At 45.9% G+C, this 16,834-nt stretch carries 11 protein-coding genes, 2 tRNA genes and 1 rRNA gene; 4 read left to right on the top strand and 10 right to left on the bottom strand.

The annotated features are described in order from the left end of the window. Positions 1 to 50 precede the first annotated feature (50 nt). On the bottom strand, positions 51 to 1,490 hold the full coding sequence (locus AC1DVJ_RS14300) for an NAD-dependent malic enzyme (protein WP_477591722.1): 1,440 nt from the start codon (positions 1,488 to 1,490) through the stop codon (positions 51 to 53). A 137-nt stretch (positions 1,491 to 1,627) separates the two neighbouring features. Beyond that, entirely contained in the window at positions 1,628 to 3,235 is a 1,608-nt protein-coding gene (locus tag AC1DVJ_RS14295; protein ID WP_477591720.1) for an aminotransferase-like domain-containing protein, read from the bottom strand. A gap of 132 nt (positions 3,236 to 3,367) precedes the next feature. On the opposite strand from AC1DVJ_RS14295, the gene AC1DVJ_RS14290 reads away from it, so the two are divergent. Both AC1DVJ_RS14290 and AC1DVJ_RS14285 read left to right on the top strand, forming a co-directional pair. After that, on the top strand, positions 3,368 to 3,952 hold the full coding sequence (locus AC1DVJ_RS14290) for a GNAT family N-acetyltransferase (RefSeq protein ID WP_477591718.1): 585 nt from the start codon (positions 3,368 to 3,370) through the stop codon (positions 3,950 to 3,952). Between the two features lie 136 nt (positions 3,953 to 4,088). Then, positions 4,089 to 5,399, top strand: coding sequence for an aminotransferase class I/II-fold pyridoxal phosphate-dependent enzyme (locus tag AC1DVJ_RS14285; protein ID WP_477591717.1), 1,311 nt, complete (start codon positions 4,089 to 4,091; stop codon positions 5,397 to 5,399). Between the two features lie 386 nt (positions 5,400 to 5,785). On the opposite strand, the gene AC1DVJ_RS14280 is transcribed toward AC1DVJ_RS14285, so the two are convergent. From AC1DVJ_RS14280 to AC1DVJ_RS14265, 4 genes are all read right to left on the bottom strand, one after another. Further along, positions 5,786 to 5,986, bottom strand: a complete 201-nt coding sequence (locus AC1DVJ_RS14280) for a hypothetical protein (protein WP_477591715.1) — start codon at positions 5,984 to 5,986, stop codon at positions 5,786 to 5,788. Between the two features lie 158 nt (positions 5,987 to 6,144). Continuing rightward, positions 6,145 to 7,353, bottom strand: coding sequence for an MFS transporter (locus tag AC1DVJ_RS14275; protein ID WP_477591713.1), 1,209 nt, complete (start codon positions 7,351 to 7,353; stop codon positions 6,145 to 6,147). Positions 7,354 to 7,419: 66 nt separating this feature from the next. Continuing rightward, on the bottom strand, positions 7,420 to 8,790 hold the full coding sequence (locus AC1DVJ_RS14270) for an aldehyde dehydrogenase (RefSeq protein ID WP_477591711.1): 1,371 nt from the start codon (positions 8,788 to 8,790) through the stop codon (positions 7,420 to 7,422). A 194-nt stretch (positions 8,791 to 8,984) separates the two neighbouring features. Continuing rightward, on the bottom strand, positions 8,985 to 11,141 hold the full coding sequence (locus AC1DVJ_RS14265; RefSeq protein ID WP_477591841.1) for a glycosyltransferase: 2,157 nt from the start codon (positions 11,139 to 11,141) through the stop codon (positions 8,985 to 8,987). A 1,681-nt stretch (positions 11,142 to 12,822) separates the two neighbouring features. Between AC1DVJ_RS14265 and AC1DVJ_RS14260 the strand changes: the two genes are divergently transcribed. Continuing rightward, positions 12,823 to 13,917, top strand: a complete 1,095-nt coding sequence (locus AC1DVJ_RS14260; protein ID WP_477591709.1) for a PRK06851 family protein — start codon at positions 12,823 to 12,825, stop codon at positions 13,915 to 13,917. A 389-nt stretch (positions 13,918 to 14,306) separates the two neighbouring features. On the opposite strand, the gene AC1DVJ_RS14255 is transcribed toward AC1DVJ_RS14260, so the two are convergent. Then, positions 14,307 to 15,524 carry an MFS transporter gene (locus tag AC1DVJ_RS14255; RefSeq protein ID WP_477591707.1) on the bottom strand — a complete coding sequence of 406 codons (1,218 nt, stop codon included), beginning with the start codon at positions 15,522 to 15,524 and terminating at the stop codon, positions 14,307 to 14,309. A gap of 255 nt (positions 15,525 to 15,779) precedes the next feature. On the opposite strand from AC1DVJ_RS14255, the gene AC1DVJ_RS14250 reads away from it, so the two are divergent. Continuing rightward, entirely contained in the window at positions 15,780 to 16,073 is a 294-nt protein-coding gene (locus tag AC1DVJ_RS14250; protein WP_477591705.1) for a hypothetical protein, read from the top strand. 305 nt (positions 16,074 to 16,378) lie between these two features. On the opposite strand, the gene AC1DVJ_RS14245 is transcribed toward AC1DVJ_RS14250, so the two are convergent. The 3 genes from AC1DVJ_RS14245 to AC1DVJ_RS14235 form a co-directional block, all read right to left on the bottom strand. After that, positions 16,379 to 16,460 (bottom strand) — tRNA-Leu (locus AC1DVJ_RS14245). Positions 16,461 to 16,494: 34 nt separating this feature from the next. Then, a tRNA-His gene (locus tag AC1DVJ_RS14240) sits at positions 16,495 to 16,567 on the bottom strand. A 102-nt stretch (positions 16,568 to 16,669) separates the two neighbouring features. Further along, positions 16,670 to 16,834, bottom strand: a 23S ribosomal RNA gene (locus AC1DVJ_RS14235); the annotation flags it as partial.

Below are 16,834 nucleotides of genomic sequence, written 5' to 3'. Positions count from 1 at the left end.
AGCAGTTCGGCACGCTGGATCCCAGCGTAGTACCGAACTGCTTTTTTCAATTAATCGTGATGTGCTTCTTTTGCCTCACTTTGTCTGCGACGACGAGCGACGCCTGATTCATAGGCTGCTTCCATGACGGCTTCTCTAACTTTTTCCACAACCGCATGATTGAATACACTTGGAATGATGTAATATTCGTTCAGCTCATCCTCATTCACAACCGCTGCAATTGCTTTGGCTGCTGCAAGCTTCATCTCTTGCGTGATCTTGGAAGCCCGGCAGTCCAACACGCCGCGGAAAATACCCGGGAAACAAAGTACGTTATTAATTTGATTCGGATAATCCGAGCGCCCAGTAGCCATAACGCGTACATATGGCTCCGCTTCCTCTGGTGTGATTTCCGGCGTTGGATTCGCCATTGCGAACACAATCGGGTCTGCTGCCATACGCTTCACATCATCTTGCTTAAGCACACCTGGTCCTGAAAGTCCGATGAAAATATCCGCACCAGAGATGACATCCGATAATGTACCCCGTTCTAGCCCTGGATTTGTATTTGCAGCGTACCACTCCCAAGCCTTATTCGTGAATTCATCTCCGCGAACGATAGCTCCTTGACGATCCACACCAATGACATTGGTAACACCAGCTGAGATCAGCATTTTGGTACACGCAATACCTGCTGCCCCAATACCTGTGATAACAACCTTACACGATTCCAACTGCTTACCTACCAACTTAACTGCATTCAGCAGTCCAGCAAGAATGACAACGGCAGTTCCGTGCTGATCATCATGGAAAACAGGAATATCAAGCTCCTCAATAAGGCGCTCTTCGATTTCAAAACAACGCGGCGAGGAAATATCCTCCAAATTAATACCGCCAAATCCGGGTGCAATCGCCTTCACCGTACGAATAATCTCTTCCGTATCCTGCGTGTTCAAGCAAATAGGAAAGGCATCTACGCCTGCCATTTGTTTAAAGAGCATCGCTTTCCCTTCCATAACGGGCATTGCCGCTTCTGGTCCAATATTACCAAGTCCAAGAACGGCCGTGCCATCTGAAACGACAGCAACGGTATTCCTTTTTATCGTCAATGAATGTGCCTTGCTCGGGTCTTCATGAATTGCCATACAAACCCTAGCTACACCAGGCGTATATACGCGGGACAAATCATCCCGATTTTTAATAGGTACTTTGGGAGTGACTTCAATTTTACCACCCAAATGAAGCAGGAAGGTCTGATCTGACACGTTAATGATACGGACACCAGGAATACCTTTAAGTGCCTTCGTAATTGTTTCTGTATGCTCGGGATCACTTACTTTGACCGTTATATCGCGTGTTGTCGTTGTTTTGCTGGCACGTGTGACGTCAATCGCCACAATATCGCCGCCTGCGTCACCAATCGCGGTAGCAATTTTTCCGAAGGTTACGAGTTCTTTATGTATTTCCAGACGTACGATCACACTGGTGCCTCCGCCATTTAATCCAGCCATACAAGGATCACTCCTACGATTATTAGTTTAATTGACCACATGTTAGATAATAACATACATACAATAGCAATCAAAGTTATCAGCCAAAAGACTTCTTTTGCGCACTGATAGAGACTTTTTATGGCAAGTGAAAAAAGTTAGGAAAGGCCTTCATAAATCGAACGGAGTAGGCTGACGCCTCGTCTGATCTCTGCCTCCGTCAAATGGGCAAATCCGAAGCAGGCGCCTGCTCTGCCGTCTGGGAGCGCATAGTTGCCGGCGTCTGTCCAGGTAACGCCGGAAGCTCTGCATGCGGCTGCGTAATCGGTGTAGGTGCCCAGGTCTCCGCGCCACCAACCGAACAGATGCAGCCCGCTGTCGCTGTCCACCCACTCGAAGAGGGTGGACAGCTGCTCCTGCAGCAGCGCCTGCAGGAGCAAGAACTTGCTCGCGTACACCCGCCGCATGCGGCGCAGGTGTCGCTCGTAGCCGCCGCTCGCCATGAAGGCGGCGAGCGAGCGCTGTTCGAGCAGCCCCGTTGGGTGCGGCTCGTATAGCCGCTTCGCGGCTACAAAAGCGTCGTGCAGCGCCTCTGGCAGCACGACATAGCCGATGCGCAGGTCCTGCAGCATCGTTTTGGAAAAGGTGCCGATGTATACCACTCGGCCCTCTTGGTCCAGCACCTTGAGCGGCTCTATCGGCCGCCCGCGGTGCCTGAACTCGCTGTCATAATCGTCTTCTACGATGACAGCGCCTTGCTCCGCCGCCCAGCGCAGCAGCTGCTGGCGGCGCTCCAGGCCCAGCACCGCCCCCGTAGGGAATTGGCGGCTGGGCGTCACGAACAGCAGCCGCGCGTTCCACGGCTGCGGGATGAGCCCTTGCCCGTCCACCGCCGCGTGGACGGGCACGCCCCCAGCAGCCAGCACAGCGCGGCTGGCGCCTTGATACCCGGGGCGCTCCAGCATCACGGGATCGCTTGGGTTTACAAGCAGTTGGGTCAGCAGGGCGATCGCCTGCATCGACCCATTGACGATCACGATGCGCTCCGGAGGCGCATCGATGCCTCGCATCCGCCTCAGATGCACCGCAATCGCTTCGCGAAGTGCGTAGTGCCCCTCGGCGATGTGAGCGTCCTCTTGCGGCGACTCCGTCATCCGCCGCACCTGCTCGTACATCCCGCGGTTCCACTGCTCTCGCGGGAACTGATCCATCTGCGGTCGCGCCACAACAAACGCAATCTCCACTCCAGCAGCTTTACCTACATGTTCCCGCTCTTCCCACTCCTTAGCTCCAGCAACACTTACACGTTCCCGCTCTTTCCCCCGCTCCTTAGCTCCAGCAATTCCACCTTCGCCTTCACGCTCTCTTCCCTGTTCCCTGGCCCCAGCACTCCCGTGCTCGCCGTCCCGCTTTTCTCCTTTACTCGAACGCCCTCGCTCCCCCTCACTCACCCGCATGCCCCAAGCTGACAATTCAATATTCTTTCCCGTATGCGACTTAGACATTAGCAGACCATCCGCATAAACAACGAAAGTGCCCCTGCCGACATCCGCTTGCAAATATCCCTCTGCGATCAGCATATCGTACACCTGATTAACCGTCCCTCTGGAAATGCCAAGCATATCGGCTAATTCCCGACTTGAGGGTAGCCTGGTATTGAACTTTAGCTTATTCCCCACCATTTCATCGCGAAGCGCATGATACAAAGCAGCATATTTACTAGGGTGTTGTGTAAGGTACACTTGATACGGCAAATAAAAAGCCATAATCCCCCTTCTTTCTCTTTTATAATGGTATATAAAAATTGATCGAAATTGGTTCTTTTTATGAATCCAATTTTACAGTATGCTATCTAAAATCACATTAAAAACTTTCACATGTAAGGAGAAGACGTACAAATGAATCTACTGCCGCCAACCTTAGAAGGAACACGCATCACCCTGCTTCCCCTGCACGAATCACATATTTCTGGCCTGACCGAGGCTGCGAACGACCCTAACATTTGGTCTAACATCATGACACCCTTGCTTAGCTCTGGTGAGGTCCATAAATTTGTATACCAAGCGCTCAATGAGCAGGAAGCAGGACAAGGCATCCCCTTCAGCATTTATGATAAGCTTACCGATACGATTGTCGGCAGTACGCGACTTTTCGATATCTCTGTTCCTCATCGGAATTTGGAGATTGGGCACACCTGGTACAATCCTAGCGTTTGGCGCACCCGCGTAAATACAGAATGTAAGTATATGTTGCTCCGATACTGCTTTGAGTCCCTGAACCTGCTCCGTGTTCAAATCAAAACCGACCTTCGCAATGAACGCTCACAAGCCGCTATTGCCCGTTTAGGAGCGCAAAAAGAGGGCATTCTGCGTCAACATCGCGTGCTTTATGATGGCTATGTTCGAGATACGGTCATGTACAGTATCCTTGATAAGGAATGGCCGCAGGTGAAACAACGACTGGAAGGTTTTTTGATCAATTAAATGTTCATCCATGACACTTGCTTCATTATGTACCCGTTATATAGAAAATTTATTTAGCGCAGTGACGTATAGGTGCGAAAGTGATATAATAACTGGGAAAAAATGAAACGCTCATTGGAAGGAATGACCCACTCTTATGAATCCTTTGGCAAGTCAGTTAAACGAGACCCTGCAACGTGAAAATTCTCACGTACATGACATGCTTTCCGCATTAGGTAAATCGATTTACTTCCCGAAAGAAGGCATTCTCAGCCAATCGGCTGAAGCGAAGGCCAAAGCCAAGAAATTCAATGCTACTATCGGTATTGCAATCGAAAATGGTCAACCAATGCATCTGAAGGTCATTCAAGATACACTCTCCACCTACAATCCTAAAGATATATATGAATATGCTCCACCTGCTGGTAAGCCTGAGCTTCGTACGGCTTGGCGCAAAAAAATGCTCGAAGAAAACCCGGGCATTGGCAGCAAACTCATCGGCAACCCGATTGTAACGAATGCTCTGACACATGGTCTGAGTATCGCTGCCGATCTTTTTGCAGATGTAGGTGACGCTGTTATTATTCCTGATAAAAACTGGGAAAATTATGAGCTCACGTTCGAGATTCGCCGCGGCGCTCAAATCGTGAATTACCCGCTTTATAACGAACAAGAACGATTTAATTCCGCAGGATTGCGTGAAGCGCTTCTTGCTCAAAAGTCCAAAGGCAAAGCGATCGTCGTTCTGAACTTCCCGAACAATCCAACGGGCTATACGCCTGATGTCGAAGACGGCAATGCCATTACAGCCGCGATCCAAGAAGCTGCAGAGGCAGGAATTAACGTCGTTGTCCTGACCGACGATGCGTACTTCGGTCTTTTCTTTGAAAATTCATTGCATGAATCCTTGTTCGGTCAATTGGCTGACCTTCACCCTCGTGTGCTTGCTGTCAAAATCGACGGAGCAACCAAAGAGGAGTACGTTTGGGGCTTCCGTGTAGGCTTCATTACGTATGCTGGTCAAAGCGACGCACTTCTTAGTGCACTTGAACAAAAAACAATGGGGATCATCCGTGCGACAATTTCCAGCGGACCTCATCCATCCCAAACCTTCGTGCTTCATGCACTGAACTCACCCGAATTCAATGTACAGAAGCAAGAGAAATACGAAATTATGAAAGGCCGCGCGAATCGTACGAAGTCTATTTTGGACAGCGGAAAGTTCGATGATGCATGGGGCTACTACCCTTTCAACTCCGGCTATTTCATGTGCTTGAAGCTCAAAACCGTCGATGCTGAAACATTACGCGTACATTTGTTGAATCAACATGGTGTAGGTACAATCGCGCTAGGTGCGACTGATCTTCGTGTGGCATTCTCTTGCATCGAAGAAGGCAACTTGGAAGAGTTATTCAACATCATTTATCAAAGTGTTAAAGAAATAGAGACGGTTGCCGCAAGCAAATAGTAAGGCAACGTAAAAAGAGGGCGTCCCAAAGCCATGTATGTGGCGGGAACCCTCTTTTTACATTTCTCATGAGAAAAACTTCTATCGAAGTACTTCGAGGAGGAGCGACCGCGATTTAATACAGCTGTGAAGCATGTAAAATGCGAAAGTGCATCCTTTTTTTCGAAGTTACTTCTCCATCTGATATGCTTGCAAAAGTGCAACTAGTTCCGGCGGCACTTTTCACTCAAATTGGAAGTGTAAGCGTCAAACAGCCCCCATCTTATCACCAAGTTGAGGGCTGTTTGACACTTACTCGGAAGTTACATACGACAAATTAATACTTAGATCATTCCCTGACCTCAGCGAGTAACAGTAAACACTGATGAAGTAAACCGCTCACCTATTTAAATCGAACATTGCGGTGGCGGAGCTAGCACAAAGGTTGAGCTGCTTCGTGAATAGCGACCGCTACCCAACTTCACCTCAGCTTCGTCATATTCCTCGACAAGACCCCCGCCAATCATTTTCCCATCCAACAACACCATTATGTAAGTTCCAAACAACATTGCATTAGTAAAATCGACATCTGTATGTATGATAGTCATGTGCCCCCTGAAATGTAGTATATATACTACTTATACTACTTCTCTATTAAATTCACAATACCTTTTAGTTTAGTTACAGGTCATACTTACTCGTATAAACAGAAAAAACAAGGCAAGGAAAGATCCCTGCCCTTTCGTTCTAGCTGATCGCAACTAAATTACGCTCTAAACTTTTCACTTTGGGTCATCACAGGTGCCGTCTGCAGCCACTTAACCGCTGGCAAAATGAGAATCGCGACAGCGGCTAACACGCCTATCGCAACAATTCGGTTGTTTAACAAGAGTTGAACAACCAAGGAAAGTACAATGCCCCCTAAGTTGCCAAACAGCAGCAGCAGGCCTGTGACGGCGCCGACGGATTGCGGATCGGATTTGGCCTCAGCCAGCGAGAGCATCACGGGCAAATCGGCGAGGAGAAGAAAACCGCACACGGCCAGCAAGCTGATGAACATCCACTGCGGCATTCCAACCGCAAGCCCGAGCAGAAGTAACACGCTCGCCACAAGTGAACAAAGAACGACCACTCGCGCGCGCTGCCCGCGTAGCGCCCAACGTGGCACAACCGCAGCGCCGACAATACCTGCCGCTGTCATAACGCCGATGCCAATGCCGACTTGCTGGGCACTGTAGCCGATCGCGCTGGCTAGCACTTCCAACCATGTCGCCAGCGTAATGAAAATGCCGAAGCCTGCGAACAATAGCAGGCTGAACAGTCTTACCCAACGCTGCGACCATAGGGTTGCAATCGCGATGAACCCGAACGCGCTGCTCGTTGCCGCCGCCGCATCGACCTCAAAGACCGGCGCTCGTCTTAGCGCCACAAGCATCGCCACGGCGGCAATTACGCTAATGGCTCCTTGCGACCACAGGACAGCCGACATTCCCTGCCACGCCAATAGAAAAGGTACGGAAACGGTGGAGACAAGGATACCGACGAACAAACTGGCCGTACCTGCCGCAATCGCATTGGCTCGTTGCTCTGGACGTACATAGAGCACGGCTAATTTATTCACCGCATTGAGCACAAGCGGCTGACCTATGGAGATTACAATCTGTCCGATGAGCGCATATTCGTAGCCTGGTAGTATGCGAATAAGCGCTCCAACCGCAGTCAATGCAGCACCAACGAGCAGCGATCCGCGAAACCAACGGTCAGCAGACAAGCCAAATGGAATGGAAAGCAGTACGTAAACTAGCGGGAATACGAGTGATAACCAGCCTACGGCATCGACAGAAACATTCCACTCACTAGAAGCCGCCGTCGTAATAGGCGTAAATGTTACCCATAGCAGCTGAGTCACCGCCGCCAATATGGCGTAAGCAGTGACGACCGACCAGCGAGATCGAGGCGCATTTGGCTCCATCATCAATACTCCTCCCCTTTTTCTTTTCCTTGAATAACATGAGACTTACCTCTTCCTAGTGAGCCGTAATTAAGGCTTAGTCAGCATGCGAATGATTTTCAAGCCGATTTTGCTAGACGGATATCGGAAAGGGATATCGAACCTCGTCGTCTGCTTTAATATACTTTTCATATGTGAAAATATTTGAAAGCTCATCTCGCCATGATAGCTGCCCATTCCACTCTCGCCGACTCCACCGACAGGCAAATGCGTTGAACCAAAATGCATCAGCGTATCATTGACACAACCGCCGCCGAATGAAATTCGCTCGAGCATGGCATTCTGCACCTTTTTATCCTCCGAAAATACATACAGTGCCAACGGTTTCGGTCGCGCATTGATCATAGCTACCACTTCATCCAGACTGTCATAGGTCAGGACAGGAAGAATAGGGCCAAAAATCTCCTCCTGCATGACCGGCATATCCCATGTAATCTGTTCAAGTACCGTCGGTTCGATTTGCAGCGTCTGATCGTCAGCCAACCCACCGATAGCGACCTTACCGTCACTCAAAAAATGATGCAACCGCTCGTAATGACGGCGAGAAATGATTTTGCCGTAATCGGGGTCTTGCAGCGGCTTGTCGCCATAAAAGGAAGCAATCGCTTCTTGAAGATAGGACAGCAGCTTTTCTTCCACGCTCCGATGAACAAGCAAATAGTCTGGAGCAACGCAGGTCTGTCCAGCATTAGAGAACTTCCCGAAAGCGATCCGCTGCGCCGCCAGCTTTAAATGCGCGTCATGATGTACGATGCAGGGGCTCTTTCCGCCGAGCTCTAGCGTGACTCGCGTGAGCCGCTTCGATGCTGCCTCCATCACAATTTTCCCGACGGCTACACTGCCCGTAAAAAAAATTTTGTCAAACGGCTGCTCCAGCAACGTACGACTTTCCTCCACGCCACCTTCCACAACAGCTATATACTGCGGCTCGAACGTTGCACGTAATATCTCGGTCATCACTGCAGATACCGCTGGCGCTAACTCAGAAGGCTTCAACACAACCGTATTCCCAGCCGCAATCGCTCCTACTAACGGATCAAATGCCAGCATAAACGGGTAATTCCAAGGTGCAATGATAAGTGCCGCACCCAGCGGTTCAGGAATGATGTAGCTGCGGCTCCCCGAATGCGTCATCGGCGATTTCACTTTCTTCGGCTTCATCCAACGCTTCAGATGCTTCATGACATGCGCTATTTCTTGATAGACGATGCCTATTTCAAACGCGTACGCTTCCTTCTCACCCTTATTCAAGTCGGTGCGAAGCGCCTGGATAATCTCTGATTCCCGTTCAACAATCGCTTGCTTCAGCTTTTTGAGCTGTGATAGACGGAAATCGAGTCCTCGCGTAGCACCTGTGTGATAGTACCTTTTTTGCTGATCCATTAATTGGCTTATCGCCATACGGCTCTCATCCTCTCGGATATTTATATCCAGAACTGTGCAATCATCACTTATTGCAAACGCTTACAAATTACTGTGTTGAACAATTACATATCATATTATTTTACCACCCCAATCCCCACAGTGACAATATCACGATACATGTTGAAAAAAGCCCTGATTGCTCAGGACTTCTCTGATTATAACTGAAAAAATTATGCACTCTTTTGCTTTCTTACACTTCTTTTAGTTCTTCTTATTTGCTTTGTTACACTTCTTTTAGGTCTTCTTACTCGTTTGGTTACACTTCTTTTAGTTCTTCTTATTCGATTTGTTACACTTCTTTTAGTTGTTTTCTTTTTCTTTAAGATGTACCTTTTTCTTCTTAGCAGTTTTAATTTTTTTCTTCTTAGCAGTTTTAATTTTTTTCCTCTTCGCAGTTTTAATTTTCTTCTTCTTAGCAGTTTTAACTTTACTCGTCTTTTCATAAATTCATTAATTTTCTGTTCATACAACGTGATATATTGGTCCACCATTGTAGAAGTCGTGAATTTGTTAAGCACATATTCTCTTAGGACATGGGATGGCGGGAATGACTCATTTAAAGCTTTGTGCGCAAGTTCATCTATGCTATTGCAAACTAACTGAGGAAAGCCTCCGAGTACCTCTAAAGCGGCACCATTGTTCAAGGCTAATACCGGGGTGCCTGAAATCATAGCCTCAATCAAAACAATTCCAAAAGGCTCCTTCCAAATAGACGGAAAGAGGACACATCGAGCTCTCTTAAGGAGCTCCTGCTTTTGTTTGCCTGCAACAGCACCTATATAGTGGATGTTTTCATTATTATCAATACGGGGACGTAAAATGTTTTGGAAATATGCTTCATCTTTAATGGGCCCGGCTATAATGAGCTTTTGGTGGTTGCGTTCAGCGACTTCAATTGCATGAATGACGCCCTTGTCGGGGAGTATCCTCCCGATAAACAATAAATAGTCATCTTTTTCTTCACTATACTCGTATTCATCCGGGTTAATTCCGTTGTGAACGACTTGACCGTTGGCGCTGACATTTTCCCGAGCAGCGTGACTGACATAAACGGAATCATGGAATGCTTTATTGGTAGGTAAATGATGAGTGGGTAACACGGGAGTTCCCATTTTTCTTAATCTGACAATAGATGTAAAAGTGTGATCATGAATCAAATCTACTTTCGAAGGTCTTGTTTTACGGATAAATGCGGGTAAGTGTCGATCTTCGAAATATTTGGGGTAGGGTACTAACTTTGCTGAAACTCTACTTCCCTTAGGAGCATATAAAACAACCCTATGTCCACGTTTTACCAATTCCTGCGTAATTTCGTAAACAATCTTCTCCGTTCCTGCTGTGTCAACAGCTGATACAGGGGTACAGATTGGTGAAATGACTTGTATGATTCTCAAGGATCGTTTTTTGGGAGTTGCCTGTTTTTGTGTTGCATGTTTTTGCGTGCTAGTGTTAAATAAACCAAATAAGTCACGAATTTCTTTCGTTTCAACTGCTTTGCGATTGTACTCTCCGCCGCTTAATAGTTCTCGATGCATCCTTGCATATGCCCAGAAATGATCAGCATACTCCGGTTTAAATCCAATATAATAATCAATACATTTGGTTACAAAAAAGAGAATTTCCTCTTTAAACCTATAATCCGAGTGTGCATGTTCGATTAAACGGTCCCAGGCTCGTAAAATATCTAACACTTTGGGTCCGCTGCTATTTGCGATAGAACCTGCTCTGGCCCTTTTATAATAATATAAGGGAATATTCAAATAAGCTGGTGCATTCGCTAGACTGATCAAAATTGGAGTTGATGCAACATCCTCATACCAAATATTCAAATACTGAATTTTTTGTAGTAATTCCTTTTTGTAGAGCTTATTCCAAGGGACCACTTGAGCGTAAAGAATAGCCTGTTTTTGCGTAAAGATGTCTTGTGAATATCCCTTTTCTGGAATAGTCAGATCTTCCTCTTCATACCTGCTAAAATAATCACAAATCACCATGTCATGCCCATCTAAAGCTTTAGAATACAACATCTCAAACATATTGTTAGCGATCCAATCATCCGAATCAACGAAACCGATATAGTCACCTCTAGACTGAGCAATCCCTACATTCCGAGAGTTACCTACACCTTGGTTTTCAGCAAAATGTATACTTTTAATACGTTCAGGTTCTTGTTTCACGAACTCTTTAATAATTTCAGAGGAATGGTCTGCTGAGCCATCATTGATAATAACTAACTCCATGTCACGCCATATTGTTTGGTTAATTATAGATTGCAAACACTTACTGAGGAATTCCCCAGTATTGTAAACAGTTACGATAACTGAAATTTTGGGATGAGCTGGTCCTGCCTTTTTTAAAATGATCTCTGTCCAGTCAAAAATAGGTTCCCCCTCCGCTTCTGTTGATTTTCATACATTCATATTCCCTCTTAATGACTATGGCTTGTGTATGTGCTGACTTCTCCTATAAATAGGTTGCAACCACAGTATGTATATAAATAGAAAATGAACCCCTACATTTAATCGAAATAAGATACTTGTTGACCAAGTTCGTCAATATGTGGTCTTTTTTTCAAGTTCATACTCCATAAAGTTATCAATGATCACAGTGAGTGATACCTCTTTACCTCCATGATTGAGATTGAACTTGTGCAAGCACTTCTGGAGTCGAATCCTGTCCAAAAATTTTTCCATATAGACCATCTACGGGTGTAGTCACAGCTTTGATGTCACCCGTGCAGCGCGTGAGATACATTTTGATCCCGCGAGCCATACCCAAGTTCCCGATCAAGATTTAGTGGCTACACTCATGGAGAAGGACGCGGAAATACTGATCAGGGGCTTGTTTTGATTACCCGCGTATAAGGTTGTAATAGATAATCCCGATAAATAACTGAGTAAATATTTTTATTATCTAACGATCTCCTACAAAATCGACTATAATTCAGACAAAGGAGGTCGATTATGAATAGTTACTTTTGTGTTCAGTGTAATTTGGTCCATCTACTATCTTATTCAGCAAAGGAAGCAATTTTCAAATCTGGCTTCTACTATGTCAATTCAATATTGTATAATGTTGGTGTTTGTAATAAGCACATAAACATATACAGATAGAAGATCAACCGATATTTAACTCATTCCTGCTTCAGGAGTGAGCTTCTTTATTTTGGTTTTACCACAAAATGTTTGAAACTCGATCAAGGTCATTAGATAAGTTTCAATCGTTCTTGGTGATAAATTCTTGTACTTACGATCATCTTTGAACTCTTGGATTGCAAACTTTAACAACAAAAAAACCACTCCCCAATCAGAATTAATGTTCTGATAAGTAAGTGGTCTAAGTTATAGCAATCATGTGCAGTTATGCACACTATCTAAATTCAACCTTATAAAACCTGCAAAGCTTTACTGGGATGCGGTCGGGGGGATTTGAACCCCCACGCCTTGTGAGCGCCACCCCCTCAAGATGATGGAGTGGCTTTGCTCAGCTCTGTTATAGTGAGTAAAAACCTTGATCTAATGCGGATTTTCTACTCACGATTATGTTGCATTTGATTGTTCTTTGATACTTGTTAACCAAGTTCGTCAACAGTTCGTCTCATTTTTTTGTTATTTTATTTAGTGGATTATTCATACCAGCAACCTCGATTACCATTGTGGTTATCGGAGATAACTGAACTAAAATATTCTTAGACCGCGAGTTTCTCCTATGACCGTTATCAGCATCATGACGGTAGCCTGCATTATCGTCATTAACTTTAGTTATCGATAGAGGAAAATAGTGCGTAATATCAAGGTTTTTGCACAGTGTCAGCTAATTTCCAAACATTTTTATTTGGAGTTATTGTCAGATTCCACTCATGCTTTCTTCCATCAGGAAACACCTCTGCGAACGCACCGGAATATGCTTAAACATAGGCAGTTATCCCATATACGCTTATCTCCGTATGATTAGACGGAACCTGTATCTTTTACGAAGTACAGGATAGGCACAAAGGAGTGTTTCAAGTTGACCGAAAAAGCATCCCACTACTTTGCTCGCGGCAACACCGCGAAGGGCGTCCATTTCTTGTATCATTCCGCATTCCAAGGACTGGAAAAGATCTTCATCCTAACAGGTCCTCGAGGTACGGGCAAATCGACAGTCATTCGCAGCTTGGCAGATACTTTGTTGGAAAATGGTCAGGACGTGCAATGCTTCCACTCTCCCCTCCGTCCCGACGAGCTAGACGGCTTCATTGCAACAGAATTGAAGATCGGATTCGTCGATGAGCAAGCCTCAGAGGGCATCCCGCTGAACGGCTGGAATGAAAGCGTATTCATCGACTTCTCAGAGGCACTCGATAACTCGCGGATTTCTCCGGAGAATTATGAAACGATCGAAGAGCTTAGAAGGAATCTCGCAGCTGCTTATTCGATCGCATATGGAACGTTCGCGACAGCATTGGGGATTCATGACGAATGGGAAAAATACTATATCGAGAGTATGGATTTCGTGAGGGCCGACCAGGTTGCGCAGGAATTGATTCAGGAATTATTTGCTGGGGAGGGAGATGGTATTCCGACCACCGGGCGTCACTTGTTTTTCGGAGCTGCGACTCCGAAGGGCGCAATAGATTTCATTCCAAGCTTGACAGCTCAATTGGAACGGCGAATATTCATCAAAGGAAGACCAGGATCCGGAAAATCCACATTGCTGAAAAAGCTTGCCGCTTCCGCCGAAAAGAACGGAATCGAAGTTCAAGTATTTCATTGCGGCTTTGATCCGAACAGCCTTGATATGCTGATTTTCCCAACGCTCAGCACAGCCATCTTCGACAGCACCGCCCCACATGAATACTTCCCAGTGAGACGCGGCGATGAGGTACTGGATATGTATGTGCGCGCCATGGTCCCAGGCACCRATGAAGCCTATGCAGTCGAGCTGACCGCTATTAAAGAATGTTATTCGGCAAAAATGAAAGAGGCCATCTCCCATTTGGCATCAGCCGAAGCAATTGATACACAGATTAAGGCGTTTTATACGACGGCAACGGATTTTTCAATTATAGAGGGGTTGCGCTTGAAGTTGAAGGCGGAGTTGGGGAAACTGATTAGCTTGTAGATTTGAAAGCGTGGAACGGCACCGGGGGCGGCTAATTGATCGTATCGGCCGAGGTTCTATTCATGTTCCTGTGCTTTTCACTTCCGTTGTCGGGGGGATTCAGCCGGGAAAGCTTATGACTTATATTCATGCTGCAATCCAAACTGAACACCTATTCACTCCGTCATACGCATACGTCTTTGTTTGCTGCACATGGTGACGTTTAGAAACAATAATGGCTCGGTCACAAGGATGATGACACCACCAAGAGTGTTTATCTACACGTTACCAACCCAAAGATAAAAGAGGCCGCCCATAAGTTCAGTGAACTCATGAGAAGCCTCTAATTCTCATTACCAATATTACCCTCGCGACAATTGCCTCGAAGAACATGTTCATGCTTGGACTTATCAGGCTTCCGATTTCATCATTTCCCGGTTTCCTTTTTGCAGCAAAAAAACAAGTGTTCCAATACACCCGCAAATGGAAGCCGCAATTAACAAGCCGGAAATCGGCATGTAATTGGATAGACCTGTGCTTATTAAAGGAGCGATAGAGCCACGAATACCAAACAGCATTAAATGCAGGCCAAACACGACCGCCTCTCGTCCAGGTATGACCCGAAATATATAAGCAAGAATACCAATATCCCAGATAGCATCCCCAATCCCTTGAATGCAGCTACCAATAATAACAGCAGAGTAATTTCCAAAAAACCCGTAAAGTAAAGGTATAATCGTGTACGCCCCTAAACCATAGACAAGCGTTTGCTTGGCAGAAAATCGATCGATCACCCAACCAACAATGAAAAACGCCACTAATAAACAGACATAATAGGAAATACGTGCAACCCCTATTTCGATATTATTCAATTGCAGCTCTCTGACTTGGATGATCTGATATAGCGGACTCGCCAATATATTGCCAAAACCCGCTAGTGTCGTTGCTGCAAAAAACACCACCAGCTCACGGTGATCCTTAACTAGCTTTAGCTGTTCCTTAAAAGAAGATCTTTGTGCTCTAACCTTTGTTGGTAAAACAATCTCCTTAACCCGGGCAAAGCAAAGAATGGATAGTACGCCGGTTATAGCCGCTGCAATCAGCGGTCCACTTGGTCCCGACTTATCCGTCCATGAACCGACTAAATAAGCAAGAGGAATCATAATTGCTCCCATTGCAACTCGAACGTAGCCCATTAGTCTGCCACGCAATTCAGGCGGGTACATACGTGTAACTAGCGCAGGATAAGCCGGTGCCTGTACCCCATTTAATAAATAAAAGACGAGTGCAGTCACAACATATACGATGGGAGCACCGAAGAACGCTGGAAACAACAATAGAGCCCTTCCAATTAAATTCGGGATGATGATATAAGGCTTTGGACTCGATTGTTCAACCCTCCCCGCCCAAATCGGCGAGAACAGCAAACCAATCGCCGGAGCTGCTGCCAGAATCCCTACTTCCAGATTCGTAGCCCCTTGCCTAATCGCAAGTGCGATGTAAAACTGATTAAAGACCACACTAAAGAGACTAAGTAAACAGGCAGCACCCAAATCACTATACAAGTTATGTTTAGTTGCCGGGCTCATGTGTAAGCCTAATTTTTGAAATACTTTGTTTGCCAGCATGGATTTATTTCCCCTCACTTCTCTCATTATGTCCTCATTATTATCTTCATAATAGCAGGTTTTCTCGCTGGTTTCTCTTAAAAAAGAAAGACCGCTAAGGTATCTAACTCCCTCACGGTCACAAGACGAGCTCATCATTTTCAACCCTAGCCACTACACATTGTCACTTTTCTTGATGATCTAAGCAAGCCAGGAGCTCGAAGGGACGGACAAAGTGACATGCTCTCTAAAGGAACCATTGAATACATTTACCGCGTGATCAAGAGTCTCTTTAACCGTTCTATGGACTGGCAGATGCTTAAGAAACACCCCATCGAAGGTATTAAAAAGCCTAAAGTGATTCAAATGGAAATGCAGTACTACGATGAGAATGAAGCGCAGCTTGCAATCGAAGCACTATATAAAGAACCAACTATGTGGCAATTGTTTTACTATATCTATAAACAAAAGCATCTCATTAACTGTCAGTGGTCAAGCTCAAGTAAGGCTCTTAAAAGTAAAGCATCTAAACGAACAATCACGATGCCGGAATGGTTTATGAAGAAATGAAGGCTTTTCAACATAACTGGAAGGTTGATAAGTTGAAAGCTGGTGAACTTTGGGAAGGGCAAGAACATCAATATGTATTTCAAATTGGATTTGGTAAGCCCCTGCACCATTCATCACCGACTCATTGGTGGAAGAAGTTCATAGATCGCCATAACCATTAGAAAAGTTCAATCCTCATTTAGTTATTTCGTCAACAGTTCGTCAACAAGGGTGATTTATTAAGCTGTACTACTGCATTCTTTCCATCTGTTATAAAACAGAAAAAACCCTTATACATCAAGGGTTTCATGCTTGTAAAACTGGGATGCGGTCGGGGGGATTTGAACCCCCACGCCTTGTGAGCGCCACCCCCTCAAGATGGTGTGTCTGCCGTTCCACCACGACCGCTTAAGTATACTGGGAATCTTAGAAATAGAAAAAGGGCGGACGACGGGACTTGAACCCGCGAATGCTGGATCCACAAACCAGTGCGTTAACCCCTTCGCCACGACCGCCACAGTAGGGATTTATTCCCTGAAGACTAGATACGAAACTCACGTAAAGTTAGATTACTTAGATATCTGAGAGACTTTGACTTACGTCAAAGATCCCTATATATGGTTAAGCCCTCGACCGATTAGTATTCGTCAGCTGCATACGTTGCCGCACTTCCACCTCGAACCTATCAACCTCGTCGTCTACAAGGGGTCTTACATACTGGGAAATCTCATCTTGAGGGGGGCTTCGCGCTTAGATGCTTTCAGCGCTTATCCCCTCCGTAC

The sequence above is a fragment of the Paenibacillus sp. P4_A9 genome (assembly GCF_056402415.1).
This window is presented reverse-complemented; position numbering and strand designations above follow the sequence as displayed.

Excerpts from the sequence above, each read along its gene's own strand:
- AC1DVJ_RS14300 (WP_477591722.1), bottom strand. The coding sequence starts at position 1,490 with ATGGCTGGATTAAATGGCGGAGGCACCAGTGTGATCGTACGTCTGGAA.
- AC1DVJ_RS14295 (WP_477591720.1), bottom strand. The coding sequence starts at position 3,235 with ATGGCTTTTTATTTGCCGTATCAAGTGTACCTTACACAACACCCTAGT.
- AC1DVJ_RS14290 (WP_477591718.1), top strand. The coding sequence starts at position 3,368 with ATGAATCTACTGCCGCCAACCTTAGAAGGAACACGCATCACCCTGCTT.
- AC1DVJ_RS14285 (WP_477591717.1), top strand. The coding sequence starts at position 4,089 with ATGAATCCTTTGGCAAGTCAGTTAAACGAGACCCTGCAACGTGAAAAT.
- AC1DVJ_RS14280 (WP_477591715.1), bottom strand. The coding sequence starts at position 5,986 with ATGACTATCATACATACAGATGTCGATTTTACTAATGCAATGTTGTTT.
- AC1DVJ_RS14275 (WP_477591713.1), bottom strand. The coding sequence starts at position 7,353 with ATGATGGAGCCAAATGCGCCTCGATCTCGCTGGTCGGTCGTCACTGCT.
- AC1DVJ_RS14270 (WP_477591711.1), bottom strand. The coding sequence starts at position 8,790 with ATGGCGATAAGCCAATTAATGGATCAGCAAAAAAGGTACTATCACACA.
- AC1DVJ_RS14255 (WP_477591707.1), bottom strand. The coding sequence starts at position 15,524 with ATGCTGGCAAACAAAGTATTTCAAAAATTAGGCTTACACATGAGCCCG.